27 protein-coding genes are annotated in these 25,022 nt (G+C 61.6%); 16 read left to right on the top strand and 11 right to left on the bottom strand.

Going from position 1 to position 25,022, the window contains the following annotated elements; translation table 11 throughout:
- The first annotated feature begins 34 nt into the window (after positions 1-34).
- The 7 genes from CRO46_RS16595 to CRO46_RS16570 all read left to right on the top strand — a co-directional run bounded on the left by CRO46_RS16595 (position 35) and on the right by CRO46_RS16570 (position 7,049).
- Positions 35-3,016 (top strand): molybdopterin-dependent oxidoreductase, encoded by a 2,982-nt coding sequence (locus tag CRO46_RS16595; protein ID WP_097108915.1) that lies wholly within the window; start codon positions 35-37, stop codon positions 3,014-3,016.
- A gap of 14 nt (positions 3,017-3,030) precedes the next feature.
- Positions 3,031-3,624 (top strand): formate dehydrogenase FDH3 subunit beta, encoded by a 594-nt coding sequence (gene fdh3B / locus CRO46_RS16590; RefSeq protein WP_097108914.1) that lies wholly within the window; start codon positions 3,031-3,033, stop codon positions 3,622-3,624.
- A gap of 97 nt (positions 3,625-3,721) precedes the next feature.
- Entirely contained in the window at positions 3,722-4,879 is a 1,158-nt protein-coding gene (locus tag CRO46_RS16585) for a formate dehydrogenase subunit gamma (protein WP_097108913.1), read from the top strand.
- Positions 4,880-4,898: 19 nt separating this feature from the next.
- Positions 4,899-5,027 (top strand): hypothetical protein, encoded by a 129-nt coding sequence (locus CRO46_RS20270; RefSeq protein ID WP_280176273.1) that lies wholly within the window; start codon positions 4,899-4,901, stop codon positions 5,025-5,027.
- 69 nt (positions 5,028-5,096) lie between these two features.
- Complete coding sequence (locus CRO46_RS16580; RefSeq protein ID WP_097108912.1) at positions 5,097-5,288, top strand: DUF6494 family protein; 192 nt, start codon at positions 5,097-5,099, stop codon at positions 5,286-5,288.
- 8 nt (positions 5,289-5,296) lie between these two features.
- The gene (locus tag CRO46_RS16575; RefSeq protein ID WP_097108911.1) at positions 5,297-6,043 is read left to right on the top strand and encodes a biotin/lipoate--protein ligase family protein; all 747 of its coding nucleotides are present in this window, start codon (positions 5,297-5,299) and stop codon (positions 6,041-6,043) included.
- Complete coding sequence (locus CRO46_RS16570) at positions 6,036-7,049, top strand: DUF6352 family protein (protein ID WP_244577936.1); 1,014 nt, start codon at positions 6,036-6,038, stop codon at positions 7,047-7,049. Before CRO46_RS16575 ends, CRO46_RS16570 begins: the two co-directional genes overlap by 8 nt.
- 103 nt (positions 7,050-7,152) lie before the next feature.
- Here the strand turns inward: CRO46_RS16570 and CRO46_RS16565 are convergent, their stop codons facing one another.
- Positions 7,153-7,416 carry a hypothetical protein gene (locus CRO46_RS16565; RefSeq protein WP_097108910.1) on the bottom strand — a complete coding sequence of 88 codons (264 nt, stop codon included), beginning with the start codon at positions 7,414-7,416 and terminating at the stop codon, positions 7,153-7,155.
- A gap of 97 nt (positions 7,417-7,513) precedes the next feature.
- Positions 7,514-9,496 (bottom strand): 4Fe-4S dicluster domain-containing protein, encoded by a 1,983-nt coding sequence (locus tag CRO46_RS16560; protein WP_244577935.1) that lies wholly within the window; start codon positions 9,494-9,496, stop codon positions 7,514-7,516.
- A 141-nt stretch (positions 9,497-9,637) separates the two neighbouring features.
- Here CRO46_RS16560 and CRO46_RS16555 point away from each other — a divergent pair, with 141 nt between their 5' ends.
- On the top strand, positions 9,638-10,183 hold the full coding sequence (locus CRO46_RS16555; protein WP_244577934.1) for a DUF3305 domain-containing protein: 546 nt from the start codon (positions 9,638-9,640) through the stop codon (positions 10,181-10,183).
- The gene (locus CRO46_RS16550) at positions 10,176-10,850 is read left to right on the top strand and encodes a DUF3306 domain-containing protein (RefSeq protein WP_097108908.1); all 675 of its coding nucleotides are present in this window, start codon (positions 10,176-10,178) and stop codon (positions 10,848-10,850) included. The genes CRO46_RS16555 and CRO46_RS16550 overlap by 8 nt, the downstream gene beginning before the upstream one ends.
- A gap of 8 nt (positions 10,851-10,858) precedes the next feature.
- Here the strand turns inward: CRO46_RS16550 and CRO46_RS16545 are convergent, their stop codons facing one another.
- A complete protein-coding gene (locus CRO46_RS16545; RefSeq protein ID WP_179759096.1) occupies positions 10,859-11,104 on the bottom strand; it encodes a DUF3144 domain-containing protein in 246 nt (81 codons plus the stop codon).
- 113 nt (positions 11,105-11,217) lie between these two features.
- Between CRO46_RS16545 and CRO46_RS16540 the strand changes: the two genes are divergently transcribed.
- From CRO46_RS16540 to CRO46_RS16525, 4 genes are read left to right on the top strand one after another with little or no spacing between them, the layout of a single operon-like run.
- The gene (locus CRO46_RS16540; protein ID WP_425479293.1) at positions 11,218-12,366 is read left to right on the top strand and encodes an Mrp/NBP35 family ATP-binding protein; all 1,149 of its coding nucleotides are present in this window, start codon (positions 11,218-11,220) and stop codon (positions 12,364-12,366) included.
- Between the two features lie 2 nt (positions 12,367-12,368).
- On the top strand, positions 12,369-13,076 hold the full coding sequence (locus CRO46_RS16535) for an ABC transporter permease (RefSeq protein ID WP_097108905.1): 708 nt from the start codon (positions 12,369-12,371) through the stop codon (positions 13,074-13,076).
- On the top strand, positions 13,069-13,854 hold the full coding sequence (locus tag CRO46_RS16530; protein WP_097108904.1) for an ATP-binding cassette domain-containing protein: 786 nt from the start codon (positions 13,069-13,071) through the stop codon (positions 13,852-13,854). The genes CRO46_RS16535 and CRO46_RS16530 overlap by 8 nt, the downstream gene beginning before the upstream one ends.
- Before the next feature lie 42 nt (positions 13,855-13,896).
- A complete protein-coding gene (locus tag CRO46_RS16525) occupies positions 13,897-14,709 on the top strand; it encodes an ABC transporter substrate-binding protein (protein ID WP_097109045.1) in 813 nt (270 codons plus the stop codon).
- Here CRO46_RS16525 and CRO46_RS16520 read toward each other — a convergent pair whose 3' ends face one another.
- From CRO46_RS16520 to CRO46_RS16485, 8 genes are all read right to left on the bottom strand, one after another.
- The gene (locus CRO46_RS16520) at positions 14,710-15,966 is read right to left on the bottom strand and encodes a molybdopterin molybdotransferase MoeA (protein WP_097108903.1); all 1,257 of its coding nucleotides are present in this window, start codon (positions 15,964-15,966) and stop codon (positions 14,710-14,712) included. It lies immediately after the preceding gene.
- Complete coding sequence (mobB, locus tag CRO46_RS16515) at positions 15,963-16,481, bottom strand: molybdopterin-guanine dinucleotide biosynthesis protein B (protein ID WP_097108902.1); 519 nt, start codon at positions 16,479-16,481, stop codon at positions 15,963-15,965. The genes CRO46_RS16520 and mobB overlap by 4 nt, the downstream gene beginning before the upstream one ends.
- Complete coding sequence (mobA, locus tag CRO46_RS16510) at positions 16,478-17,098, bottom strand: molybdenum cofactor guanylyltransferase MobA (protein WP_097108901.1); 621 nt, start codon at positions 17,096-17,098, stop codon at positions 16,478-16,480. Before mobA ends, mobB begins: the two co-directional genes overlap by 4 nt.
- Positions 17,095-17,997 (bottom strand): formate dehydrogenase accessory sulfurtransferase FdhD, encoded by a 903-nt coding sequence (gene fdhD / locus CRO46_RS16505; RefSeq protein ID WP_244577933.1) that lies wholly within the window; start codon positions 17,995-17,997, stop codon positions 17,095-17,097. Before fdhD ends, mobA begins: the two co-directional genes overlap by 4 nt.
- Positions 17,998-18,171: 174 nt before the next feature.
- On the bottom strand, positions 18,172-18,384 hold the full coding sequence (gene hemP / locus CRO46_RS16500; protein WP_097108900.1) for a hemin uptake protein HemP: 213 nt from the start codon (positions 18,382-18,384) through the stop codon (positions 18,172-18,174).
- Between the two features lie 241 nt (positions 18,385-18,625).
- A complete protein-coding gene (locus tag CRO46_RS16495; protein ID WP_097108899.1) occupies positions 18,626-20,293 on the bottom strand; it encodes a sulfatase-like hydrolase/transferase in 1,668 nt (555 codons plus the stop codon).
- Positions 20,290-20,799 (bottom strand): MarR family winged helix-turn-helix transcriptional regulator, encoded by a 510-nt coding sequence (locus CRO46_RS16490; RefSeq protein WP_097108898.1) that lies wholly within the window; start codon positions 20,797-20,799, stop codon positions 20,290-20,292. Before CRO46_RS16490 ends, CRO46_RS16495 begins: the two co-directional genes overlap by 4 nt.
- Before the next feature lie 283 nt (positions 20,800-21,082).
- Positions 21,083-21,988: a LysR family transcriptional regulator gene (locus CRO46_RS16485; RefSeq protein ID WP_097108897.1), complete on the bottom strand. Its 906-nt coding sequence runs from the start codon at positions 21,986-21,988 to the stop codon at positions 21,083-21,085.
- A gap of 135 nt (positions 21,989-22,123) precedes the next feature.
- Here CRO46_RS16485 and CRO46_RS16480 point away from each other — a divergent pair, with 135 nt between their 5' ends.
- From CRO46_RS16480 to CRO46_RS16470, 3 genes are read left to right on the top strand one after another with little or no spacing between them, the layout of a single operon-like run.
- Entirely contained in the window at positions 22,124-23,179 is a 1,056-nt protein-coding gene (locus CRO46_RS16480; RefSeq protein WP_097108896.1) for a C4-dicarboxylate TRAP transporter substrate-binding protein, read from the top strand.
- Entirely contained in the window at positions 23,180-23,695 is a 516-nt protein-coding gene (locus tag CRO46_RS16475) for a TRAP transporter small permease subunit (RefSeq protein WP_097108895.1), read from the top strand.
- Positions 23,692-25,002: a TRAP transporter large permease gene (locus CRO46_RS16470; protein WP_097108894.1), complete on the top strand. Its 1,311-nt coding sequence runs from the start codon at positions 23,692-23,694 to the stop codon at positions 25,000-25,002. The genes CRO46_RS16475 and CRO46_RS16470 overlap by 4 nt, the downstream gene beginning before the upstream one ends.
- Positions 25,003-25,022: the final 20 nt, after the last annotated feature.

Here is a 25,022-nt window from a genome sequence, read left to right as displayed (position 1 = left end):
TCCTGGAGACGTATTAAACCCAACGGAGGATACTATGCTCAGGAAGAAGGCAAATGGGGTTGCGCGAGGCTCCCGGCTGTCCTCGACGGTAGCAGAGCAGGGAGTGACGGCGATCGATCGCCGGACATTCCTCAAGCGTTCCGGTCTCACCATCGGTGGGGCGGCGGCCATTTCCACGCTTTCCGGCGGGATGGTCAAGCGCGCGGAAGCTCAAACAGCCGCAGGCACCGCAGACGTCGTAACCAGAAAATCGGTCTGCACGCACTGCTCGGTCGGTTGCACGGTTATTGCTGAAGTCGAGAACGGGGTCTGGACCCGTCAGGCGCCTGGCTATGATTCCCCGTTCAACATCGGCGCCCACTGTGCCAAGGGCGCCTCGGTGCGCGAGCATGCGCATGGCGACCGCCGTCTGAAGTATCCGATGAAGCTGGTCGGCGGAAAGTGGCAACGCGTCTCCTGGGACGAGGCCATCAACGAGATCGGCGACAAGATGCTTGAGGTGCGCGAGACCTCGGGGCCGGATTCGGTCTACTGGCTCGGCTCAGCCAAGTTCTCCAACGAACAGGCCTATCTGTTCCGCAAATTCGCGGCCTACTGGGGGACGAACAACGTCGACCACCAGGCCCGCATCTGCCATTCGACCACGGTGTCCGGTGTTGCCAACACCTGGGGCTATGGTGCGATGACCAACTCTTACAACGACATCCACAATGCCAGGTCGATGATTCTGATCGGCTCGAACCCGGCCGAGGCGCATCCGGTGTCGCTGCTGCACCTTCTCAAGTGCAAGGAAGAGAACAATGCGCCGTTGATCGTTTGCGATCCGCGCTTTACCCGCACCGCGGCACATGCCGACGAGTTCGTGCGTTTCCGGCCCGGCACCGACGTGGCGCTGATCTGGGGAATTCTCTACCACGTCTTTGAGAACGGCTGGGAAGACAAGGAGTACATTTCCTCCCGTGTCTGGGGTATGGACCAGATCCGTGAAGAAGTGAGGAAATGGAACCCCGGCGAAGTTGAGCGTGTAACCGGTGTGCCTGGCTCGCAGCTCGAGCGGGTCGCCCGTACGCTGGCTGAAAACCGTCCGGGCACCCTGATCTGGTGCATGGGCGGTACCCAGCACACCAACGGGTCTTCCAATACCCGCGCCTACTCGATCCTGCAGCTCGCCCTGGGCAACATCGGCACGAGCGGCGGCGGCGCCAACATCTTCCGTGGCCACGACAACGTGCAGGGCGCAACCGACCTCGGCGTGCTTGCCGATACGCTGCCCGGCTATTACGGCCTGTCGGCGGGGGCCTACGCTCACTGGGCGCGCGTCTGGGGTGAGGACCTCGATTGGCTGAAAGGTCGTTTTGCCACCATGCAGGGCAAGGACGGCAAGGACAAGTTGATGATGAACGAGACCGGAATTCCGGTATCGCGCTGGATCGACGGTGTTCTGGAAGCCAAGGAGAATCTGGAGCAACCTGATCAGACCAAGGTCATGGTATTCTGGGGTCATGCGCCGAACTCGCAAACCCGGCTGCCGGAAATGCAAAAGGCGATGGGGATGCTCGATCTTCTGGTTGTCGTTGATCCCTATCCGACCATGACCGCGGTGCTTCAGGACCGCCAGGACGGCGTCTATCTGCTGCCGGCCTCGACCCAGTACGAGACCTACGGCTCGGTGACGGCGTCCAACCGCTCGATCCAGTGGCGTGAGGCCGTGGTCGAGCCGCTGTTCGAATCGCTGCCTGACCACATCATCATGTACAAGTTCGCCAAGAAGTTCGGTTTTGAGGATCGTCTGTTCCGCAACATCGAGGTCAACGGTGAGGAGCCGCTGGTCGAGGACATTACCCGCGAGTGGAACCGGGGCATGTGGACCATCGGCATGACCGGACAGTCTCCCGAGCGGTTGAAGTCGCACATGGAGAACCAGCACACCTTCGACAAGACCACCCTGCGTGGTGTCGGTGGTCCGCATGATGGTGAATTCTATGGTCTGCCATGGCCGTGCTGGGGAACACCCGAAATGAAGCACACCGGTTCGGCCAACCTTTATGATGTGTCAGTTCCCGTTGCCAAGGGCGGCATGGGCTTCCGTGCCCGCTTCGGCGTCGAGCGCAATGGCGACAATCTGCTGGCCGAAAACAGCTGGCCGGTCGGTTCGGAGATCGAGGATGGTTATCCTGAATTCACCATGGCCATGCTCAAGGGCCTCGGCTGGGACCAGGACCTGTCTCCGTACGAGCGCAGGATGATCGAATATGTCGCCGGCATCATCAAGGAACGCCCGAATGAGGAAGAGGTCGGCGAGACCTCGCATCAGGGCGAAATCCCGTCGGACTATGACGACAAGGTCGGAGGCGTGAACTGGAAGGTCGATCTTTCCGGCGGCATCCAGCGCGTCGCCATCAATCACGGTTGCGCACCCTATGGCAACGCCAAGGCTCGCGCTGTGGTCTGGACCTTCCCGGACCCCGTGCCGCTTCATCGCGAACCACTCTACGCGCCCAATCGCGAGCTTGTCGCCGACTACCCGACGATCGCCGACAAGACTTTCTGGCGTGTGCCGACAGCCTACAAGTCGATCCAGGACGTTGATCATTCCAAGGACTTTCCGCTGGTCATGACCTCCGGGCGTCTGGTCGAGTATGAAGGTGGCGGTGATGAATCCCGCTCCAATTCATGGCTGGCCGAATTGCAGCAGGACATGTTCGTCGAGATCAACACCTTCGACGCCAACAATCTCGGCATCCGGGACCGTGACACCGTCTGGCTGCACAGCCCGTCCGGTGCCAAGATAAAGGTCATGGCGATGCTGACCGAGCGGGTCGGTAGGGGCGTCGTCTTCTGTCCGTTCCACTTCGGCGGGCATTTCCAGGGTGTGGACCAGAGAGACAAGTATCCTGAAGGGGCTGATCCGATCGTGCTTGGGGAAGCGTGCAACACCGCGCAGACCTATGGCTACGACATGGTCACGCAGATGCAGGAATCCAAAACCACGCTTTGCCGCATCGAACGGGCATAGGGAGGATAAACACTATGGCTAGAATGAAATTCCTCTGCGACGCTGAACGCTGCATCGAATGCAACGCCTGCGTCACCGCCTGCAAGAACGAGAACGAAGTGCCTTGGGGCATCAACCGCCGGCGCGTCGTCACCATCAATGACGGCAAGCCGGGTGAACGCTCGATCTCGGTCGCCTGCATGCACTGCTCGGACGCGCCGTGCATGGCGGTCTGCCCAGTGGATTGTTTCTACCAGACGGCAGACGGCATCGTGCTGCACGACAAGGATCTGTGCATCGGGTGCGGCTATTGCTTCTATGCCTGCCCCTTCGGCGCGCCGCAATTCCCGCAAGCCTCGAACTTCGGTTCCCGCGGCAAGATGGACAAATGCACTTTCTGCGCCGGCGGACCGGAGGAGGACACCTCCGCTGCCGAGTTTCAGAAATACGGCCGCAACCGTATAGCCGAAGGCAAGTTGCCGCTGTGTGCCGAGATGTGCTCGACCAAGGCGCTGCTGGCCGGAGATGGCGACACTGTCTCGCAGATCTACCGCGAGCGCATCGTTGCCCGGGGTTTCGGCGCCGGGGCCTGGGGCTGGGGTACAGCCTACGAGCAGAAGGGCGGTTGATCGGCATTCGCCCATCACAGTCTGAGCGGCCGGCGGGGGCTTGCCTGCCGGCTGAGTGGTCGTCGCCAGATCGTATCCGGACACCGGGAGTTCACCGATGAAGCATCTCACGACGCGCCGCGCGTCTGCGCGCTACCTTCTACCTGGCATCGCCTTTGCGCTGCTGGTTCTCACCGGGCTGGTGCTGCCGCCTGAGGCCAAGGCTCAGAGTTCGGTTCGCCCACCGGAAAATGCAACGACCTCCATCGCACCGCCCGGTCCGCCCCTGCAGGGCGGGGTTCAGGGCACCGCATCGGATGCGGATATCTGGCGCGACATCCGGCAGGGCGAGGTCGGCACCGTACCGATCCCCGACAAGTCCGCCGGTCTGATGATCCAGTCCCAGGGCGAGGACTGGCGGCTCCAGCGCAAGGGCCCGATGAATGATTACCTGGGCTATGCCATGCTGGCCACGATCGTCCTGCTGGCGGTGTTCTTCGCAATTCGCGGCCGCATCAAGGTCGAGCACGGAATGTCCGGCGTCAAGATCAAGCGTTTCTCCACGCTTGAGCGGATGAGCCACTGGCTGATGGCGCTGTCCTTCATCACACTGGGCATCAGCGGGCTCAACTTCACTTTTGGCCGTTCGCTGGTCTTGCCGGTCATTGGAAAGGACCTGTTCGGCCCCTTGTCGGGCTTCCTCAAGGCCACGCACAACTACACCGCCTTTGCCTTCATGATCGGGCTCGCTCTCGCTTTTGTGCTTTGGATCGTCCACAACATCCCCGACCGGACCGATCTCAACTGGCTGGCCAAGGGTGGCGGACTGATTGGCAAATCAAACCATCCTCCGGCAAAGAAATTCAACGCCGGTCAGAAGCTGATCTTCTGGGGCGTGATGCTGCTCGGGCTGTCGGTGTCGGTCTCGGGCTGGGCGTTGCTGTTCCCCTTCGAGCACCAGCTGTTCACAGGCACTTTCGCGCTTCTCGGCAATATCGGCATCGACGTACCGGCTATACTCGGGCTGCCCGAGCCACCCTACAGCGCCATCCAGGAGCAGCAGTTCAACAGCGTTTGGCATAGTATTGTCGCGGTGGCGATGATCTGTCTGATCTTTGCCCATATCTATATCGGCACGATCGGGATGCAGGGTGCCTATGACGCCATGGGCTCGGGCGAAGTCGACCTTAACTGGGCGCGCGAGCACCATTCGCTGTGGGCGGAAGAAGTGGTGGCCCGGAAGCCCGAGCGGATATCACCCGCACCGGCCGAGTGATGACGGCAAGGAAGAGAACATGAAAGCATTTCTTCTCAGCATTGTAGTCCTGCTGCTGATTGTTGCGGGGGCCCGGTTCGGCCTCAAGCCGCTGCTGGAAACTCCGTCGGCGGTGGCTTATTCGACAGATAATGTGCGCCTTGACTGACAGGCTGCGCCTTCCGCATGCACGGTCCGCCTGGCATGACGACCGGCCTCAAAACATGGATATGACGAGATGAGCGACGAAACCTTCAACCTGTCGATGCGGAAATTTCTCAAGCAGGTCGGTGTGACATCCCAGCAGAAGATCGAAGAGCTGGTGCGATCGGGTGCAGCGGGCAACGGACCGTTGAAACTCAAGATGGTGCTGACGGCCGAAGGCACTGACATGCATCATGTCGTCGCCGGCGAAGTCGAGTTGCCCTGACCCACAGCATGCTGCCAGATCCGGAATTTCCGCCGCTTTTGATAGGCCACGCGGTGCCTGCGTCGCAAGACCCGTTGGCCGTGGCGCTCGAGGGCATGAGCGAAGGCAAGCTTCAAGCCGGAGATCTGTTCTGGTCGAGGGCGGAAACCCACGCCCGCGCCGCGATCATTCTCGAGCCCGATTGCCCCTTGGACAAGGCACTGCAGATGGCGCCGCTGCTGATGGTTGCGATCGGCGATGCGCTGGGCGCCATCGGACCGCCAAATCTTGCTTTGATGTACCGGTGGCCGTCAACGCTGCTTGCCAATGGCGGCGAAGTCGGCGAGGTGTTTCTGAGGACGCCTGGAAGTGCCGGACCTGAAGACACGCCCGGATTTATGGTTCTGGGATTTTCGATCGCACTGAGCCTGCCGCCCGAGATCACCGACGCGCCGGGGCTTGCAAGCCACGCCACCGCGCTGTTTGAGGAGGGCTGCGGCGATCTTGACCGGACCCAGGTGATCGAGGCAGTGGCGCGGCATTTCCTGTCCTGGGTTGACGCCTGGGAGCATGATGGATTTGCCGCCGCCCACGCAGACTTCCTCGGACGCATGCAACCCTCGGACACCGTTGCCGTTCAGGTCGGACCGGTGAGACATGAAGGCCGGATGATCGGCATAGATGAAGACGGCGGCTTGCTGCTCAATGGCACCGGCGGTGCCCGCGGCCTGTCGCTTGCGCAAGGACTGGGGATGGCCGGTGACAGCGGTGAATGACAAGACGGGGCGCGTGATCTGGAAATCCGCCGGACAGCACCTGACCCACAGGCTCGACAACGGCTGGCTTGCGGTGAGCGGGGACTTTCTTCGCGCCTATTACACGCGGCCCGAGATCCATCCGGTCGAGGAAAGCTGTGCCGTCGAACATGCGCTGTTTGAGCGGCTGATGGCCGACCCTTTCGCGCCGGTCAGCGCCGGGGAACTTGCCAAGATCGCCGATCCGGATGCGGCGGAAAACTACACCGTGGTGCTGCGGTTTCGCGATCACCTGGTCGCCAAGGGGTCGATCGAGGCTGGCTATGCCTCGCTGTTCACGCCCGGGGCGCCGCTGGTCCCGCCGGTCTTCATCAGCCAGATGGCGCATCTGATCATGGGCAATATCCTTTTGGGCGAAACCGATGCGATGGTGGCGCGCGCGGCCGAGCTGTTCTTCCGCGAGCAGACCGCGACCACCTCCAATGAGCGGATGATGCTGGCCGATGCCGAGGTGGTGGAAACCCGCGCCCGGCAAACCGCGCTTCTGGCTCTAAGCGATCCCCGCCGCACCGAAGTCGATCTTGAAATTCTCAATGCCGAGGGCGCCGGGGATTACTGGGCTCGTGCCGACCGCTTCGACCTGGCGCTCGACTTCCGGTTTGCCGAGCCGGGGCAAGATGCCTTTGCCCGGCTGGTCGAACGCTGGATCAGGCATTTCCTCGACATGCGGGTCCGGGTGCAGCCGCTGCAGTCGGTCAAGGAACAGCGCTGGTCCTGGCACGTCGGCCTTGACGCGGAGGCAACCCGTATCCTCAACGCGCTCTACGAGGGCGAATATCTTCCGGAGCAGGGCCAGGGCAGCATCGTTGCCTTGTTCCGGATGGAGTTTCTCGACTTCGACCGGGTGATCGACAGGATGCGCCGAAAGCCAGCCTTTCTTGGTCTGGCTGTCGACGCCCATGATCGCATTCGCATGAAGCCACAGAATCTGCTGATCAACTTGCCGCTCAATCCGTTGCTTCAGTAGCGCTCGGGAATCACTGCTGTCCGATCAGAAGCGTGCAGGCGTGACTTTGCGCGGCCGCGTACCTGTCGCGCCCGCAGGTGTCGCCCGACAAAGGCATACATGACTACTCGGCGCTGACCGAAATTGCCGTGATCTTTCCAACGCCGCTGTCGCCAGCAGACTCATACTCGATGGTAACCTTGTCACCAGCGCTCAGCCCGTCCGGGACCAGATCACCGGCGGGCGTGAGATCCCAGACGGTCTTGTCGTCCAGCACCAGCACACGATCGACCCGGTCATAGGCGACGACGACGCCTCCAGTCGTGTCGGCCAGAGCCGGTGTTGCAAGAATGGAACCGAGAAGTGTGATTGCAGATAACAGGCGCATGACTTCCTCCGTACGACGTGGTGAAACAAGATATGCGCCTGTCCGCTCACTCCCGCAAGAGGGGTTGGAAGCCCTTCAACCCAACTCCGGGCTGGCTCTATTTCTCGTTGAGAAAATCTTCCACCCTGAGCCCCCGGCGGCCGGCTTCCAGATAATCGTCTGTGGTTCTGGTGCGGCGCGGGCGTGCAATGGCGAAGGGATCCGCCCCGTCGCGCGACAGCGCTTCGAGCCGGCAATCCTCGCACATGTGGATCAGGGCCCGGCGCTCGTCGCTGTCAAACATCCGGTTGCCCTCAAGCCGCTTTTCCACTGCGCGAAGCATGCCACCGGCAGCAAAGGCCTTGCCGCAGGAGGTGCAACAGGCCGGCTCGTCCTCGTGCAATGTGACTGGCTGCATGACGGCTGGCGACAGGTTGTAGCGCGGCTCCAGCCGGATCGCCGATTCCGGGCAGGTGGTTTCACAGATGCCGCACTGAACGCAGGCCGCTTCGACAAAGCGCAATTGCGGAGTGCCCGGCGTGTCGCGCAACGCATCGGCCGGGCAGGAGGAGGTGCAGGCCATGCACAGCGTGCAGGCTTCCGCGTCGACCAGCACGTTCCCGTAGGGCGCGCTGTCCGGTAGAGCCATGATGGGGGAGACAGGCTCGCCGGCATCGGCCAGCACACCGAGTGCCGCGCGCGCCACGTCCCGCTTTCCGCCGAACGGCGCTGGTGCGGAGCGTGTGAGTTCCGGCAGGTCCGGCAGCGCGTAAAGCGTGGATTCCACTTTATCCGGATCGGTTTCCAGCATGGTCACGATCCGCCCGCCGGTATGGCCAAAGCCCGACAACAGGGTTTCCATCAACTGGCTTTCTTCCGCAACCGCACTGAATTCTTCCGCCTTGCGCGGATCGCCGAGCACCACGATCTGCCGGAACCCTGCAGCCAGCGCTGCTGCCATCACATCGTGGCCGACACCGCTGGTCGCATGCATCTCCAGCGGAATAACCCTTGCAGGCAGACCGCGGCCCAACCGCGCCATCGCCCCGATCAGTGGCGTTCCGTGGCTTGCATCGTGCAAGAGCAGAACTGGGGCCTTGCCTTTCGCGGCAAGGTAGGTCCGGGCCAATGTCTGGATCTTCAGGATCTGGTCGCTGCGCGTCGGATAGGCATAGGCCACCGCTCCGGTCGGACAATGGGCGGCACAGTTGCCGCAGCCGCCGCAGATGCCAGGATCGACGGTGATGATGTCGCCCTGACCGGTGATCGCGCCGGCGGGGCACTGGTCGATGCACTTGTTGCAGCCGGTCTTCCGCGACCGTTCATGGGCGCAGATCGAGGCGTCATAGGTGACGTAAAGCGGCTTCTCGAAGCTTCCGACGTAATCCGACGCCTCTATCACTGCTTCCAGGATCGCCACCGGATTGCCGGGGTCGGCCCGGAAGTAGCCGTCGCGCCCATGAGCACGGGTAAACAGCGCGGTCTCGCCCGAGATGTCGAAGATCACGCTGCAACTGGTTTTCGCCCCGTCACGCGGCATGGCGAACTCCGGCTTGGCGCGCGACGACGGCAGCATCGCGGCATAGCCGTCCACGACCAGCTCAAAGGCGCCAAGCGAACCGGTCGCAGTGCTCACGTGGCCGGCGAAGATCGGAAACTCGAGCTCGGACGGCAGCACGAGATCCTCCACTGCGCTGAGCAGCAGTGTCACCGACAAGGACCGGTTCAGCCGTTGCGCGGCATCGAACGCAGCCTGTCCGGCCCCGACCACCAGGCACAGCCCGTCGCTCTCGATGGCCCTGAGCCGCGCGGGGGCTATTGGCAGGGCGGCTGCTGTCAGCAGCGCCGCGATCTTGGGCGTCTTCGCGGCACTGTCGGCGCTCCAGCCCGCCATCTCGCGGATATTGACGAATGACAGCGCGTTGTGACCTTTTTCCGCGGCAATTTCCTCAAACAGCGGACGTTCCTGCGTGCAGGCAATACAGATCGGCGATTCTTTAGCGAGCGCGGTCTCGACCGCTCCCAATTCACTGCGGCAAAGCTGGGTGTGACCCGAGACTTCGCCATAGGCCGACCCCAGTTTCGCCGGATCGACGGACATGGTCTTTTCGCAGTTGCATACGAATAATCTGGTTGCGTCCAAAACCATCGGGGTGCCCTTGTTGTCGCTTGCAAACAGCTTATACTTTCAACGGGAAGAGACAACCGTGATTGCCTCGAGACCGGGGAGGAACTGGCAGGCGTGTCGCGGGAACTGACGATCATGCTGGGAGTGATTGCCGAGAAGCGGCAATCCGTTTCCCGCTGGGCAAAAGACTACTGGATACCCGTCGGCGTGATGCTGGCACCCGCAGATCTCAATGCCGGCGATATCCTCGTCAGCGGCGACCGCATGACCCGCTACTACATGGGGCGCGTCGATCTCACCTGTTATGCCGCCGACACCGATGCCTATGTCGAAAACTTCGACAGCGGAAATCCTGCACTCTATGTGGTGTTGCGGCGCGACAGCGAGAACGATCATCCGCTCGACTGGTTTGTCCAGAGCGTCACCGCCTCTCCACATGCTGCTCAGGATTACGAGGTCGGCAGCGAAGACATCATCGAACGCCTGCCGATGCCGCCTGAGATTGCACAGGCGATTCTCGAGTTTCTCGACGCCTACCATGTCGAGACGCCGTTTCTGAAACGGCGGCGCGACAAGCTGGATGTAGAGGAACAGAAATTCGGCAAGCAGCCGATCTTTCTGGGCCGCAAGCGCTCAGACCGGGGGGATCTCGATGGTTGAAGACAAGGAAGGGTTTCTCTCACGCTGGTCGAAACGCAAGCAGGCGCAACGGGCCAATCCCGGCGTCGATCCCGACGATGAGGCGCCTGCGGCCGCACCGGTGGTCATCGATGAAGAGCAGCTGGAAGCCGAGCGCAGTGAAGCGGAAGCCAACCGGCTGGCGGCCGAGGCAGTCGATCTGGACAAGGTCGAGTATGGTTTCGATTTTTCGCTTTTCATGAAGCGCGGCGTACCGGATGCCCTGCGCAAGAAGGCATTGAAGAAATTCTTCAACTCCAATCCGGTGCTGGCCAATCTCGATGGCCTGAATGATTACGACGAGGATTACAACAACCCGCTGCATATGGTCTACAAGTCGTCCTGGGACGTCGGCCGGGGTTTCCTGACGGAGGCTGAAAGGGCGCTGCAACAGGCAACAGGCCGTCTCACGCAGGAGCGACCACAGGCTGAGGCGGATGAGGTAGACCTGCCCGGGGAACCGGAAACCGACGCGGCGGAAATTGCTGCTGAGGAACAAACAGGCGATGAAGAACACGCGGCTGCCGATAGTAACGGCGGACAAACCGGCGAGGTCCAGCCGGTCGATGCGCCGCAGGATTCGCAAACCGGGGAAGCCGAACAGCCGCAACAAAAGCGTGTTTCGATCAGGCAGCGGCTGAACGGATGATGGGCGTGTCAGACGTTGGGATCCGCCAGATGATTGCGCAGCATTTCGCTGTAGGTGGCGGCCATTTCGGTAACAAAGGCTTCGTGATCAGCGACGTCGATGACGTTCTTGGCGACAAACGCATTGTAGCGCGCAGCGCCATACAGGAATGCCATGTGGACCTCGGTGGCGGGGATCTTGGCGTTGGCCTTGTTGGCGGTGCGGACAAACCGGTCGGCAAGCCTGACGAATTTTTCCGTTGCGGTGCTGTCCATCGCGGGCATTCTCCATCAAATAATTACTGTCGAAGCGCCACACCAGCACCGGAGTCCGAAGTTGGAATGAGAGCTGCGACAACTGCGGTTTACTATCGGCCATGGGGTACGCAGTGACAATCGCCATCGACCAGGTTCTGGAACAGCTCAAACGGGTCAAGGGGCCCGACTTGAACGGCAACATTGTCGATCTTGCGCTTGTTTCGGATATCGCGGCGAGCGGCGATCAGGTTGCGTTTTCGATCACGGTGCCTGCCGATCGCGCGGCGCAACTGGAGCCGTTGCGCGCCGCAGCGGAAAAAGCGGCCCTGGCTGCTCCGGGTGTTGCCAGGGCGCTGGTCACGCTGACCGCGGACAGCAAGGCACAGCTCGCGCCGGTGCGCTCGGCACCCTCCATCAAGCAGGCTGATGCGGTTCCTCCGCCGATGCAGAAACGGGCACCACAGCCGCCCCAAGCGCCGGCCGCCAAGGCTTCCGTTCCCGGTGTCGGGGCGATCATCGCCGTTGCCTCCGGGAAGGGTGGTGTCGGCAAATCCACCACCGCGGTCAACATTGCGCTCGGGTTGCACGCCCGCGGACTCAAGGTCGGCGTTCTTGATGCCGACATCTACGGCCCGTCATTGCCACGGCTGCTCAATATCTCGGGCCGGCCGCAGAGCGGTGGCGACCGCGTCCTGTTGCCACTGGAACGCCATGGGCTGAGAGTCATGTCGATGGGGTTCATGGTCGCCGAGGACACTGCCACAGTCTGGCGTGGCCCGATGATCATGCAGGCCCTGACCCAGATGCTGCGCGAAGTCGCCTGGGGTGAGCTCGATGTGCTGATCGTCGACATGCCGCCGGGCACCGGTGACGCGCAACTGACCATGGCGCAAAACGTGCCATTGGCTGGTGTCGTGATCGTCTCGACACCGCAGGATCTCGCTCTCATCGACGCCCGCAAGGGGCTGAACATGTTCCGCAAGGTGGATGTGCCCATTCTCGGGCTGATCGAGAACATGAGCTATTTCACCTGTCCCGATTGTGATGGCCGGCACGCGATTTTCGGCCATGGCGGCGCCCGCGCCGAAGCCGAGCGCATCGGTGCGCCGTTTCTGGGCGAAGTGCCGCTGGTGATGCAGATCCGTGAGACATCAGACAGCGGCGCCCCCATCGTCGTGTCCGATCCGCAGAGCGTCCAGGCGCAAATCTACCGTGACATCGCCGGGCTGATCTGGGAGCGCCTGGGGGAAGAGCGGTTGCTGGCGGGAGGCGACGGTTAGCCATGCAGGATTTTTCGGCTGCATTCGGGCTTGCATTCGGTTTGATCGCTTCGGGCGATGCGGATCTGTTCGAGATTGTCGGCCTGTCCATGCGCGTCAGCCTCACCGCGCTGCTGCTGTCGTGTCTCATCGGCTTCCCCATCGGCGCGTTGCTGGTGGTCCGCAAGTTCTTCGGCCGTGGCATCGTCATTGCCCTGGTCAATTCGATGATGGGCTTTCCACCGGTGGTAATCGGGCTGCTGGTCTATCTGGCGCTGTCGCGCGCCGGCCCCTTGGGGTGGCTCGGTCTGCTCTACAGCCCGGCGGCGATGATCATCGCCCAGACCCTGTTGATCGCGCCGATTGTCGCCGCCCTGTCGCGCCAGGTGCTCGAAGCCCTGCAGGCCGAGTATGACGAGCAGTTCCGCTCGCTCGGGGTTTCGCGTGGCTCGGCCATGCTGGCGCTGATCGTTGACGGTCGCTACGGCCTCGTCACCGTCGCGCTGGCAGGCTTTGGCCGCGCCGTGGCGGAGGTCGGAGCGGTGATTATTGTTGGCGGCAATATCGAACATCTGACCCGGGTCATGACCACGGCGATTGCACTCGAAACCTCGAAGGGGGACCTCGGCATGGCGCTGGCGCTCGGGATCATCCTGATGAGCATCGCGGTGTCGGTCAATCTCGGCGCAAGCGCGCTGCGCGCCATCGCCGAAAGGCAGGCCTATGCCTGACACCGTACCGTTCGCCCCGCCGGATAAACCTGACAAGGGACCGCCGACGCCGCGCGATCGCTTGTTGCCAGGCGCGCTGCGGCTCGACCGGCTTACGCTGCAGGTTGCCGGGAAAACCCTGGTCGACATCGAAAAACTGGAGCTGGAACCGCGCTCTGTTACAGTGGTCATGGGCCCCAATGGCGCCGGCAAGAGCCTGTTCCTTCGCCTCGTTCACGGCCTGATCCCGCCGTCCAGCGGCTGGGTCAGCTGGGGCGAGGTTGCCTGCGGTGAGGCGACCCGCTCGACCCAGGCAATGGTTTTCCAGAAACCGGTGCTGCTGCGCCGGTCGGTGGCGGCCAATCTCGATTTTGTGCTGCGTCGCCGTGCCGGATCCAGGGCCGAGCGCCGGGCCCGGCGTGACGAATTGCTGGCCCGGGTCGGGCTTGCCGGCCAGGCCGAGCAGCCCGCACGGTTGCTGTCGGGTGGCGAGCAGCAGCGGCTGGCGCTGGCGCGGGCGCTTGCCACCCTCCCTAAGGTGTTGCTGCTGGATGAACCGACCGCCAGCCTCGATCCCGCGTCGGTGCAGATGATCGAGCAGATCGTGCTGGCAGCCAGCGCGGAGGATACCAAGGTGATTTTCGTCACCCATGATGTGGGCCAGGCCCGGCGGCTCGCCGATGACGTGGCATTCCTGCATCACGGTCGGCTGATCGAACATCGGCCGGCAGCCATTTTCTTCACCAGCCCGGCATCCGAAGCTGTCGATGCATATCTGGCGGGCCGCATTGTGCTCTAAGCTTAAGCCGAAACCTTGTTGCGGAGAAAGACAGACATGACAATGAAACCTGCCGTTCTCGGAGCTGCACTACTCTCCAGCCTTGCAGCTGCCGCGTCGGCAGAAGCCCCTTCGATCCTGGTCCAGTCGACCACATCGACACAGAATTCCGGCTTTTATGACTACATTCTGCCTATCTACAAGTCCGAGACCGGTGTGACGGTGAACGTGGTCGCCGTGGGCACCGGGCAGGCGATCAAGAACGCCCAGAACTGTGATGCGGATGTTCTCCTGGTCCACGCCAGGGCGGCGGAAGAGAAATTCGTCGACGGCGGCTTCGGCGTGGCGCGCTCGAACCTGATGTACAATGATTTCGTCATCGTCGGCCCGGCTGCTGACCCTGCCGGAATTGACGGCGGCAGTGATGCCGTCGCAGCGTTGAGGACCATTGCCGAGAAGAAGGCATTGTTTGCATCGCGCGGTGATGATTCCGGCACCAACAAGGCTGAACTCAGACTTTGGGACGAGGCGGGCGTCGACACCAAGTCCGCCTCCGGCGGCTGGTACCGTGCCACCGGATCCGGCATGGGCGCGACACTCAATGCCAGCGTCGGCATGGGCGCCTACACGATCTCGGACCGTGCCACATGGATCAGCTTCGGCAACAAGGGCGATTACAGGATCACTGTGGAGGGCGATCCGGTGCTGTTCAACCAGTATGGCATCATTCTGGTCAATCCCGAGAAGTGCCCGAGCGTGAAAGCCGATCTCGGCCAGCACTTCATCGACTGGCTCACCTCCCCGCAGGGGCAAGAGCTGATCGATGATTTCAAACTCGACGGCAAGCAGCTGTTCTTCGCCAACGCGAACAGGTGATCAGCTGTCGATCCCGAAGCCGGTGAAGGGCAGGAACGATACCAGTTCGCCTTTCTCCACCGATGTCACGTCCTCGGTGATTTCGATCAGGCCCGTTGCCTGCCGCAAACCGGAAATCAGCCCGGACCCGTCACGGGCAAATTTGTGCGCGATGGGTCGGCCGTCCGGACCGGGCTCCAACCATCCGCGCCAGAATTCGCGTCGGCCGGGCTTCTTGCGCGGCACCTCGAAACCGGCAGCCACCGGGAACCGGACCGGCTCCTGGTATCGGCCGCCGCCGAGCACGGTGAGCGCCGGGCGCACATAGAGCAGAAAGCAGACAAAGGCAGCGACCGGGTTGCCAGGCAGGCCGAGAAAGATGCAGTCGCCAATCTGGCCGAAGCTCATCGGTCTGCCGGGTTTGACCGCGATCTGCCAGAGGTGACGCGTTCCCAGCGCGTCGATGGCATTGATGATGTGATCCTCGTCGCCGCGGGACGCGCCACCACTGGTCAGGATCACGTCATGGCTTGCGGAAACTTCTGACAGTGTGGACTCAATCAGCTCCGCGTTGTCGGGAAGGATGCCGAGGTCGGTGATCTCGCAGGGCAGGGTGCCCAGCAACGCATGCAGCATCGGGCGGTTTGAATCATAGACCTGGCCCTGGGCGATCGCTGTGCCCGGTTCGAGCAATTCGTCGCCATTCGACAGGATCGCGACACGTAAGCGTTTGCGCACCGCGATTTCCGGAAGGCCGAACGAGGCCAGCGCCGCCATGTCTTGCGGCCTGAGCCGTGCGCTGGCGTCGAGCACCGGCGTATTGGCGGCCACGTCCTCGCCGGCCAGACGGGCATTGGCGCCGCGCTGGAGATCCAGTGGAACGGAAACCTCGTCGCCCTCGACCGTGCAATCTTCCTGCATCGCCACCGTGTCAGCGCCTTCGGGCATCGGGGCACCGGTGAAAATCCGTGCTGCCTGGCCCGGTTCAATGCGGTAGCTGCTCAAATCCCCTGCGGCGATGCGGACGGCCACCGGCATCGGCCCGGTGGCCGGGGCCGCAAAGGCGTAGCCGTCGACGGCGGAATTGTCATGCAGCGGCACGTTGCGCGGCGCGATGATATCAGAGGCAAGCCAGCGCCCGGAGATCTCGGCCAGCGGCAGCACTTCCACGCCCGCCACCGCTGACAGCCGCCCGGTCAGGATCTCCAGGCATTCCGCATGGCTGAGCCGGTCGTGGTCTGTGAGGAAGCAATCATTGAGCAGTTTGCGCGAGGTCATGCAGCAGGCTCTCCCAGTCCGGTTTCCAGCGCGATCATATCAGCGATGGCAGCGATGTCTTCGAGCGAGAAGACCGGGACCTTTGCATCATCGACGGCATGATCGGCGGCGATTGCGCGAATGCTGCCGCCTTCGTCGGGAACCGGTGTCCGGTCAAGCGCTGCCTCCCGTCGCAGCTCGATCTTCGGATGGTTTGCACGCTTGAAACCTTCGATCAGAACCAGGTCACAGGGCGACAGCTGCGCAAGCATTTCCTGCATCGATGGTTCCGGCCTGTCCTTGAGTTCATGCATGACGGCCCAGCGTCGTCCTGAGACGATGGCCACTTCACCGGCGCCTGCCTGGCGATGGCGGTAACTGTCGGTGCCTTCGTGGTCGACATCAAACGCATGATGCGCGTGTTTGAGCGTGGAGACCCGAAAGCCGCGCCGGGTGAATTCCTCCACCAGCTTGCAGGTCAGCGTGGTCTTGCCGGAATTCTTCCACCCGGTAATACCGAAGACACGTAAGGTCATGCAGACGCTCCGTTGACGTAAGTCTCCGCATCGGCCAGTTCCCCGGGCGTGTTGGCGTTGAAAAACGGGTCAGGCACACCATCGCTCGCGGCTTCAAAATCGCAAAACGCGTAATCATGCCGGTGAACCCAGGCCAGAACCTTCATGGTGTCGCTGGTGGCGAGCCATTCGGCGAGATCCTGGCGCAAAGCCACCGGCCAAAGCCCGAAAACCGGGTGCCGGTTTCCATTCGAGCGGGCGATGACAATGCGCTCAGGTCCTGACAGGGCCGTGAAACGCGCGACCAGATCCAGAGGCAGGAACGGCGTATCGGTCGCGGCCGTGACCACTTGGGTAACACCAGGCAGCGCCGCCGCCCATTCGAGACCGGTGAGAACACCCGCAAGCGGGCCGACATGGCCCTTGATCGTATCGGGAAGAACCGGCAGGTCGAAAGCGAGATAGGGGGCGGGATCGGAATTTGCGTTGATGGCCAGATGATCCACCTGCGGCGCGATCCGGTCGATCACCCGGGAGATCATAGACCGTCCGGCGAGCATCTGCAGGCCTTTCTCGCCGCCCCCCATCCGCCGCGACAGGCCGCCAGCCAGCACCAGCCCTGCGATCGGGCCGCTCATGAATTGTCCTCAGACGCGCTCTTGCGGCGATGCCGTGGTGATTCTCCGCCTGCCTCGGTCGGGTCACCGTCAAACTCGATGCGGTCGAGCCCGGACAGAGCCACGAAGCGCTTGCCGCGGGCCCGCCCGATCAGCGTCAATCCCGCTTCCCGCGCCAGCTCCACGCCCCAGGCGGTGAAGCCGGATCGCGAGACCAGTATGGGAATGCCCATCATCACGGTCTTGATTACCATTTCCGAGGTCAGCCGCCCGGTGGTGTAGAAGATCTTGTCGTCCGGCTTGACCTTGTTCAGGAACATCCAGCCGGCGATCTTGTCGACCGCATTGTGCCGTCCGACGTCCTCCATATAGACCAGTGGCGCATCGCCCTGGCACAGCACGCAGCCATGAATCGCACCGGCTTCCAGGTAAAGGCTCGGCGCGGTGTTGATCTTGTGGGTCAGGCTGTAGAGCCAGGAGGTCTTCAACCGCGCATCCGGCGAAAGCGCGATGTCGGAAAAATTGTCCATCACATCGCCAAACACCGTGCCCTGGGCGCAGCCCGAAGTGCGCACCTTCTTCTGCAGCTTGGTCTCGTAGTTGGTCTCGCGTTCGGTCCGGACCACCACCACTTCGAGATCCTCGTCATAGTCGATTGCCGTGATCTCGTCGTCGGCATGCAGCATGTTCTGGTTGAGCAGGTAGCCGACCGCCATCAAGCCCGGATGATCCCCGATCGTCATCATGGTGACGATTTCCTGCCGGTTGAGATAGAGCGTCAGTGGCTTTTCGGTGACCACCCGCGTGGTAACTTCCACGCCAAGGTGATCAATACCGACAACCTTGGCAGACAGACGGGGGTCGGAAGGGTCCGATCTGAGCAGAAAGCCGTCATCGAACGGCGGTTTGGCAATCGTCAAAGGGGCAACTCTCGCTTCGAGTGGATTGGCCCGGAATGCTACAGCGATTTTGGCCAAAGACAACTCGTGCCGGTCTGGAACATTTGCCAGCGCGAACAGATTTCACCATGCTGCACGGGGTCCGGGTCGGCGACGATGCTGGTTCCGGATTGCCTGGCTGGTGCGAAGCCGGGCTCATTTGTGCAGGATGAGTTTGCCTTGCCGGGTAATGCGCAACCGGTAAAGCGAGCCCTGGTGGGAAATTGTGACCTCGCGGCGGTTTTGAAACAGGCTGCCCGAAGGAATGGCCCCGGCCGGCAGATGCACCTCTCCAGAAGGTTTCGGCTCAGCGAGGCAGACGGTGTTGGACCCTTGGGACGCTGTTGCTTGACTTTCGCTGTTACGCATGAGGCTACTCGGATCGGTGCTGCACCCCTGTCAGCCGAAGCGGCGATAGGGGGTAACAAAAATACATGACAGAAATAGTCATATTTATTGCGAGCGATCTTGTCTACAGCTCGATCGCACTTTCACACGACGGCACACGGCAGCAATCGGGGCCGGGTCACAACGCCTGAATGGCCTGCTGCGGTGCATTCGCCAGAGAGGACCGGACGGTCCTTGAACAAGCCGTTCCGGCGGATCATCCCTATCCCGCGTTTGATTTGGATGCCGGTGCCCCGACCGGCACAAGACTGCTGAACGGTTTGCCGGTGGTTTGCTCGTATTCGATCTCGTCCCAGAAGCCGATCAGAATGCCGATTTCTGCGGCTAACTTCTGTTTGGCTAACACTTCCGGCGTCGCGGTGATCCGGGAGTGGTGTTGCATTGCCCATGCGAGCAGCGCCTGTTCCATCTCGGCCCGGATTCGTATGTGCTCCGCTGCTTCGGAAGCACCCAGATCTATAAATTCGCCGGGGTCGGTCTCAAGGTCAAACAGGACAGGGCGGAAGCCTTCGCAGCGGATGTACTTCCAGCGCCCGTCGAAGATCATGACGGTCCGCGCGTCCTCCTGCGCCACCTCAAGGGCGCTCGCCATTTCGAAACTGGAATAGTCATGTTCGCTGATGGCGTAGCGCCGAAAGAAGCCGTCAGTGCCGTGCAGCAGCGGCGTCAGGTCGCGGCCCTCGATCACGTGGGGTTTCGGCGCGCAGCCCATCGCCGCCATGAAGGTGGGCGCAAGGTCGATCATCTCGACGAGCGCGTCACTTGTGGAGCCGCGGGTCTTGTCCGCTTCGGGCCGGGGATCGGCGATGATCAAGGGCACCTTTACAGCGACCTCGTGATAGAAATCCTTGTCGCCCATCCAGTGGTCGCCCATGTAGTCACCATGGTCGGAGGTGAACGCGATGATCGTGTTCTCGCTCAGCCCTTTCTCGTCCATCCAGGCAAACAATCGCCCCAGATTGTCGTCGAGCTGCTTGATCAGTCCCATATAGGCCGGAATCACGTGCTCGCGCACATGGTCGCGAGAAAAACTGCGGCAGACCCGTGATTGCTGATAGGCGTTGAGCAACGGGTGGTCGGTGTCCCGCTCGGCCTGCGACCGGATCGGTTCGACAATATGCTCGGGGCCGAACATGTCGTGGTAGGGCGCAGGCACGATATAGGGCCAGTGCGGCTTGATATAGCTCAGGTGACACAACCACGGTTTGTCGCCCTGCGAAGCTTCGGCCATGAAATCCATGGCCCGGTTGGTCATGTAAGCTGTTTCCGAGTGTTCTTCGGGCACATTGGCTGGCAGGCGCGAATTCTTCAAAAGCCAGGCCGACATCAGTTCGCCGTCCGGGTCGAGACCGGAATTGGCGAAATCCTCCCAGGGATTGTCGGATTTGTATCCGAGACTGACGAGATAATCGTCATAGGCCGACCAGTGCTGGCGAGGACTGTCGGGGTGCAGCCCGTCGTCGCGCTCGAAAGGTTCGAAGCCACATTCAGACACGCGCACGCCGATCTCGCTGGCCGGATCAATGCCAAGCCAGGCCATGCCCTCGCGGTCGGCGATCATGTGGGTCTTGCCCACCAGCACCGCCCGGGCGCCGGCTTCGCGCAGATGGTCGCCAAGGGTCGGTTCCCCCACGCGCAGCGGCATGCCGTTCCAAGTGGAGCCATGGCTGCGAACGTAGCGGCCGGTGTAAGCCGACATGCGCGACGGGCCGCAGACGGGAGACTGTACATAGGCCTTGTTGAACCGCACCCCGCGCCCTGCCAGAGCGTCGATATGCGGGGTGTCGAGATGCGGGTGGCCGTAGCAACTCAGGTAGTCGAACCGCAACTGGTCGGCCATGATCCACAAAACATTCGGCGCATTGGTCATTCGGGAGGTTCTCTTTCCAGAAATGTGTCGATCGGACGGCGCAGGAAATCCTCGAGCCGGTCCAGCAGGCTGATGAAGGTTGCGATTTCCTCAGGCGAGAATTCCGCCCTGAGCGCGTCGCGCCGAAGTTTCATTGTCGGCGCTGTTGTTTCATAGGCACGCCGCCCCGTATCAGTGATTTCGACCACGATCTGCCGGCCGTCGGAACTGTCCCGGGTCATTGTGACAAACTGCTTCCTTTGCATGGCGGGCAGGGCCCGGCTCAACTGCGAATGATCGGTCCGCTGTATCTCCGCCAGGTCCCGGATTGTCATCGGGCCGGCTTCACAAAGATCCCACAATACCCGCCATTCCAGGACCGAAAGTCCGCCGGCCCGTTGCAGCAGGCGCTGCGCCTGCAGCCGCGACGCCGCATAGGCTGCCGGGAGGCGCGAAAACAGGTTCTGTTCCTGGCGCTCACGTCGCTGCTTTATCCGCTCCGCCTGACGCTCTGATGCTTGTTTCATTGCGATCTCTCTCAGTCGGCGAGTAGACACCGAATGGAAATGCGTGACAAGTCATATGTTTTCTGCAAGTGGGCTGCTTCAGCTTCTGGACATGAGCGGCGTGCCTTTGAAGGGGCGCGGAAATCGGAGGACTGTAATGAACAAAACCGCGCGTCCGGGGGGCCGCCGACGTCGTCACGTAGCAGGTTGCGCCGCTCGCCTGTAGCTGTTAGCAGCCTCGATCTTTGCCGACTTCCTGGATGAAAGCGCTCTGGGAAAGAGGGCGGAGTGCAAGCCCGGAAAATTACATGTTCTTGGCGATTTCCAGCATGAATTCGCGCATCAGCTTCGCTTCGACATCAAACTCCTGATGGTTTTTCCAGCTCAGGTGCTCCGTCAGCGGAGGGATGTCGCATGGTGGCTCGAAACTTACCAGGTCCTCCAGATGGACGACGTGGCTCAGAAGCCGCTTGTGGATGGTGGAAATGTTCGCTGTTCCGGAGATGTAATGCGGAAGCACCACGAAACTTGGCAGCGACGCCGCGACCTTGATTAAGAAATTCTGTTCTTCCAGCCAGTTCTCGAAATGGCTCTTGCCATGCCCGACAAAGAAATTGGTCAGCACATGTGGAGAATTAAGGAATGCATCGAGTGTCAGGCCCGTCTCGCACAATGGGTTGGTCTTGCACAGGACGCATTTGAATCCGTCCTCGAAAAGCGCGGCGCGATTTTGATCCGGCACCGACCAGAACGATGGCCCGATCATGAAATCGATCTTGCCGCGGTTGAACCGGTCCATCGAATCTTCGCTGAACGGCACCACCGCCAGTGAAACGCCCGGGGCAGCCTTGGAAAGCCGCTGCACCACCGATGAAAGAAAGACGGCAGCCACGTAGTCCGAGGCAATCACGGTGAACTGGCGATTGAGGGAAACCAGATCCGTTGTTGCCCGCATCCGCGACAGGGCCCGGAGCCGGATCACCATTTCGGGAACAATGCCTGCGATCGACTGCCCGAACGGTGTCGGGCTCATTTTCTGGCCGTCGTAGAACAGGATCTCGTCTTCGAAGTGCGCACGCGCACGCTTGAGCGCACTGCTCACCGCCGACTGGGTAAGGTTGAGCTCAGTCGCGGCAACCGTCACGCTGCTTGTCCGCAACAGCGCGTCGATCACAACAAGCAGGTTCAGATCGAGTTTTTCGAGGTGCATGAGGTATCAACAGCATTACTGACCGGTACCGTCAATATCAATTTCCTTACTTGGGAAAAATCGCGCTAAGCTCTGTCGAAAGTCACGGCAGACGGGGAGGAGCCCGGCCGCGCGTGACCTCTATGGGAGGGTTTTATGAAAATTGCCGGATTGGGCGCGGCTGCGCTCGTTCTCATGTCGTCGACATCCGTTCTTGCCGAAAATTACAATGTCACCCTGGTGGCAGGCCATCCGCCGGTCTTCCGCTGGGTCAAGATGTTACCGGAAGCGTTTATTCCGGCGGTGACCGAGAAGATGAGCGAACTGGGCCACACGATTTCGTTTTCTGAACAATATGGCGGCGCAATTGCCGGTGTTGGCGAAGAGCTCGAAACGGTCGAGGCGGGCTTGGCCGAAATCGGCGTCTGTTCCAGCCTGTTCGATCCCGGCAAGATGGCGGTTCAGAACGTGACCTACTACACGCCTTTCGTCAGCGCTGACGCCCGCCTTGTCGCCGACACCATGCATGACCTTCATGTCGAGGACCCGCGCATGCAGCAGGCCTACACCGACAACAATGTTGTGTATCTCGGCGCGCCGACATCGATCGACGACTACACGTTGATGACAAATTTCCCGGTCAACTCGATGGCTGATCTGGAGGGCCGCAAGATTGCAGCACCCGGGGCCGCCATCAACTGGCTGTCAGGCACTGGCGCTGTTGGCGTCCAGGGCAATCTGACGACCTATTACAACGAGTTGCAGACCGGGGTCTATGACGGCGTCATCGTGTTCGCCTCGGCCGCTTTCCCCGGCAAGCTCTACGAGGTTGCACCCTACATCACCAAGGCTGGACTCGGTGCCCAATATGCCGGCTCGCTCTGTGCCAACAAGGACTGGTGGGATGGCCTGCCCGAAGATGTGCAGATGGCGTTCATGGCCGGCTCCGAAGCGGCCGCCGAATGGTATATCGGCGACCTTGAAGCCTTTGTCGGCATAGCCTTCAGCAAGATGGCCGAAGCCGGTGCGACAATTACCGACGCCAGCGACGCGTTGCGCGAGCAATGGGCCACCGGAATGGACAATGCCGCCAAGACCTGGGCCGAGGGCCTGGACGCGGCCGGCAAGGATGGCTCCGGCGTGCTGACCGAGTACATGGACCGCATGCGCGCCGGCGGCGCCGAGCCGCTTCGCGACTGGGACAAGGAATAGATGCCAGCCACCCCATACCCCCTGCGTGTGCTCAATCTTGCCACGCAGGGGGCGAACATCGCAGGCACCATGCTGATCGTCGGCCTGGTCATCATGATCTGTACCGATGTGCTGGGGCGCAACCTGTTCGGCACGCCGCTGCCAGGCGTGCCGGAAATGGTGTCGCTGTCGATCGTGGCGATCGTCTTTCTGCAGGTGCCGCAGGCGCTCAAGGCCGGACGCCTGACCCAGTCTGATGCGGTCATTACGACGCTGCGGGCGCGCTCGCCCCGGTCGGCCAATCTGCTCGAGGCCGCCTTCGAGGTCCTCGGTTTTCTGGTCATCGCAACAATCATTTATGCCCACTGGCCGATCCTGATGAAATCCATCACACGTTCTGAATTCGTCGGTGCGGTCGGCAATTTCACCATGCCGACATGGCCGGCCAAGCTGATGATTCTCATCGGCGCAGTGCTGCTGGCCTTGCAGTTTATCGCCCGGATCGCTTTGCGACTGAGCAAGGGGGCTCCCGAGTGACTGACTTTGCCATCGGCATGGTGAGCCTGCTTGCCATGGGCACGCTTGTGCTCGGCGGGTTGTATGTGCCCATCGCCCTGATTCTGTGCTCTTTCGTTGGTGTCTGGGCGATCAAGGGTACTCCGCTACTGGCAGCCAAGATGCTGGGGCTTGCGGCCAATGACGCGATCTCCAGCTATTTCTTCGGCGTGGTCCCGGTCTTCGTGTTGATGGGGTTCCTGGTCTCCGAAAGCGGTATGGGACGCGATGCCTTCGATGTCGCCAATGCCACCTTCAAGCGCATCAAGGGGGGGCTCGGGGTCGGCACCATTGCCGCCAATGCCATCTTTGCCGCGATCACCGGAATCTCGATCGCGTCAGCCGCGGTTTTTACCAAGCTTGCCGTGCCGGAATTGCGCCGCCATGGTTATTCCCCGCGCTATTCGGTGGGCGTGGTGGCAGGCAGTTCCGTTCTGGGCATGCTGATTCCGCCAAGCCTTTTGATGATCCTTTATGGCTTGCTGGCCGAGCAGTCGATTGGCGACCTGTTTCTGGCCGGCGTCGTTCCGGGGCTGCTTCTGGCGCTGCTGTTTGCCGTCGGCACCATTCTGATGGCCTATCTGACACCCGGTTTCATCGGTCGATCATTGAGCTCCGGCGGCGACACGATGCCCATTTCCGAGGCCGCCTCCAAGGGCCTGCCGATCGCTCTGCTGATCGGCCTCGTGCTGGGCGGACTTTACATGGGCTTCTTCACCCCGGTCGAGGCTGGTGCGGTGGGTGTGGCCGGCGCATTGATCATCGGCGTCGCCAAGCGCCGCCTGTCGCTGGCAGCTTTGTGGCGGGTGCTGGTCGAGACCGGCCTGATCACGGCCGCCATATCGTTCCTGATCATCGCCGCACAGATGTATTCCCGGATGTTGTCCTTTTCCGGTGTTCCGGCCGAATTCGGCTCCATGGTTGCAGGCGCAGACATGGGCATGCTGTCCATCATCCTGCTTTATGTTGTGGTCGTCGTCCTGTTCGGCATGATCCTCGACAGCAGCTCGATCATGCTGATCCTAGTGCCGTTGATGTTGCCGGTAATGACCGATCTGCAGGTCGATCTGGTCTGGTTCGGTGTCATCACGGTCATCGCTGTTGAAATCGGCCTTCTGACGCCGCCGTTCGGCATCTCGGTCTACGTGATCAAATCCACCCTCAATGACCCGGATATCAGCCTGAAGGACATCTTTGTCGGAGCCGCTCCCTTCGCCCTGATGATGGTGATCTGTCTCGGTCTTGTCATCGCATTTCCGGTTATCGCCACCGGACTTCTGGGGCGTTGACCCCTTCCAAACGGAGAAAA

The organism is Parahoeflea halophila (assembly GCF_900220985.1).
In the GTDB taxonomy this organism is placed as follows: domain Bacteria; phylum Pseudomonadota; class Alphaproteobacteria; order Rhizobiales; family Rhizobiaceae; genus Hoeflea; species Hoeflea halophila.
The sequence above is the reverse complement of the archived record's forward strand: the minus strand, read 5'-3'. Positions and strand labels throughout refer to the sequence as shown.

What these genes read in the sequence shown, in the direction of transcription:
- CRO46_RS16595 (WP_097108915.1), top strand. Translation starts at nt 35, where the DNA reads ATGCTCAGGAAGAAGGCAAATGGGGTTGCGCGAGGCTCCCGGCTGTCC.
- fdh3B (WP_097108914.1), top strand. Translation starts at nt 3,031, where the DNA reads ATGGCTAGAATGAAATTCCTCTGCGACGCTGAACGCTGCATCGAATGC.
- CRO46_RS16585 (WP_097108913.1), top strand. Translation starts at nt 3,722, where the DNA reads ATGAAGCATCTCACGACGCGCCGCGCGTCTGCGCGCTACCTTCTACCT.
- CRO46_RS20270 (WP_280176273.1), top strand. Translation starts at nt 4,899, where the DNA reads ATGAAAGCATTTCTTCTCAGCATTGTAGTCCTGCTGCTGATTGTTGCG.
- CRO46_RS16580 (WP_097108912.1), top strand. Translation starts at nt 5,097, where the DNA reads ATGAGCGACGAAACCTTCAACCTGTCGATGCGGAAATTTCTCAAGCAG.
- CRO46_RS16575 (WP_097108911.1), top strand. Translation starts at nt 5,297, where the DNA reads ATGCTGCCAGATCCGGAATTTCCGCCGCTTTTGATAGGCCACGCGGTG.
- CRO46_RS16565 (WP_097108910.1), bottom strand. Translation starts at nt 7,416, where the DNA reads ATGCGCCTGTTATCTGCAATCACACTTCTCGGTTCCATTCTTGCAACA.
- CRO46_RS16560 (WP_244577935.1), bottom strand. Translation starts at nt 9,496, where the DNA reads ATGTCCGTCGATCCGGCGAAACTGGGGTCGGCCTATGGCGAAGTCTCG.
- CRO46_RS16550 (WP_097108908.1), top strand. Translation starts at nt 10,176, where the DNA reads ATGGTTGAAGACAAGGAAGGGTTTCTCTCACGCTGGTCGAAACGCAAG.
- CRO46_RS16545 (WP_179759096.1), bottom strand. Translation starts at nt 11,104, where the DNA reads ATGGACAGCACCGCAACGGAAAAATTCGTCAGGCTTGCCGACCGGTTT.
- CRO46_RS16535 (WP_097108905.1), top strand. Translation starts at nt 12,369, where the DNA reads ATGCAGGATTTTTCGGCTGCATTCGGGCTTGCATTCGGTTTGATCGCT.
- CRO46_RS16530 (WP_097108904.1), top strand. Translation starts at nt 13,069, where the DNA reads ATGCCTGACACCGTACCGTTCGCCCCGCCGGATAAACCTGACAAGGGA.
- CRO46_RS16525 (WP_097109045.1), top strand. Translation starts at nt 13,897, where the DNA reads ATGAAACCTGCCGTTCTCGGAGCTGCACTACTCTCCAGCCTTGCAGCT.
- CRO46_RS16520 (WP_097108903.1), bottom strand. Translation starts at nt 15,966, where the DNA reads ATGACCTCGCGCAAACTGCTCAATGATTGCTTCCTCACAGACCACGAC.
- mobB (WP_097108902.1), bottom strand. Translation starts at nt 16,481, where the DNA reads ATGACCTTACGTGTCTTCGGTATTACCGGGTGGAAGAATTCCGGCAAG.
- mobA (WP_097108901.1), bottom strand. Translation starts at nt 17,098, where the DNA reads ATGAGCGGCCCGATCGCAGGGCTGGTGCTGGCTGGCGGCCTGTCGCGG.
- hemP (WP_097108900.1), bottom strand. Translation starts at nt 18,384, where the DNA reads ATGCGTAACAGCGAAAGTCAAGCAACAGCGTCCCAAGGGTCCAACACC.
- CRO46_RS16495 (WP_097108899.1), bottom strand. Translation starts at nt 20,293, where the DNA reads ATGACCAATGCGCCGAATGTTTTGTGGATCATGGCCGACCAGTTGCGG.
- CRO46_RS16490 (WP_097108898.1), bottom strand. Translation starts at nt 20,799, where the DNA reads ATGAAACAAGCATCAGAGCGTCAGGCGGAGCGGATAAAGCAGCGACGT.
- CRO46_RS16485 (WP_097108897.1), bottom strand. Translation starts at nt 21,988, where the DNA reads ATGCACCTCGAAAAACTCGATCTGAACCTGCTTGTTGTGATCGACGCG.
- CRO46_RS16480 (WP_097108896.1), top strand. Translation starts at nt 22,124, where the DNA reads ATGAAAATTGCCGGATTGGGCGCGGCTGCGCTCGTTCTCATGTCGTCG.
- CRO46_RS16475 (WP_097108895.1), top strand. Translation starts at nt 23,180, where the DNA reads ATGCCAGCCACCCCATACCCCCTGCGTGTGCTCAATCTTGCCACGCAG.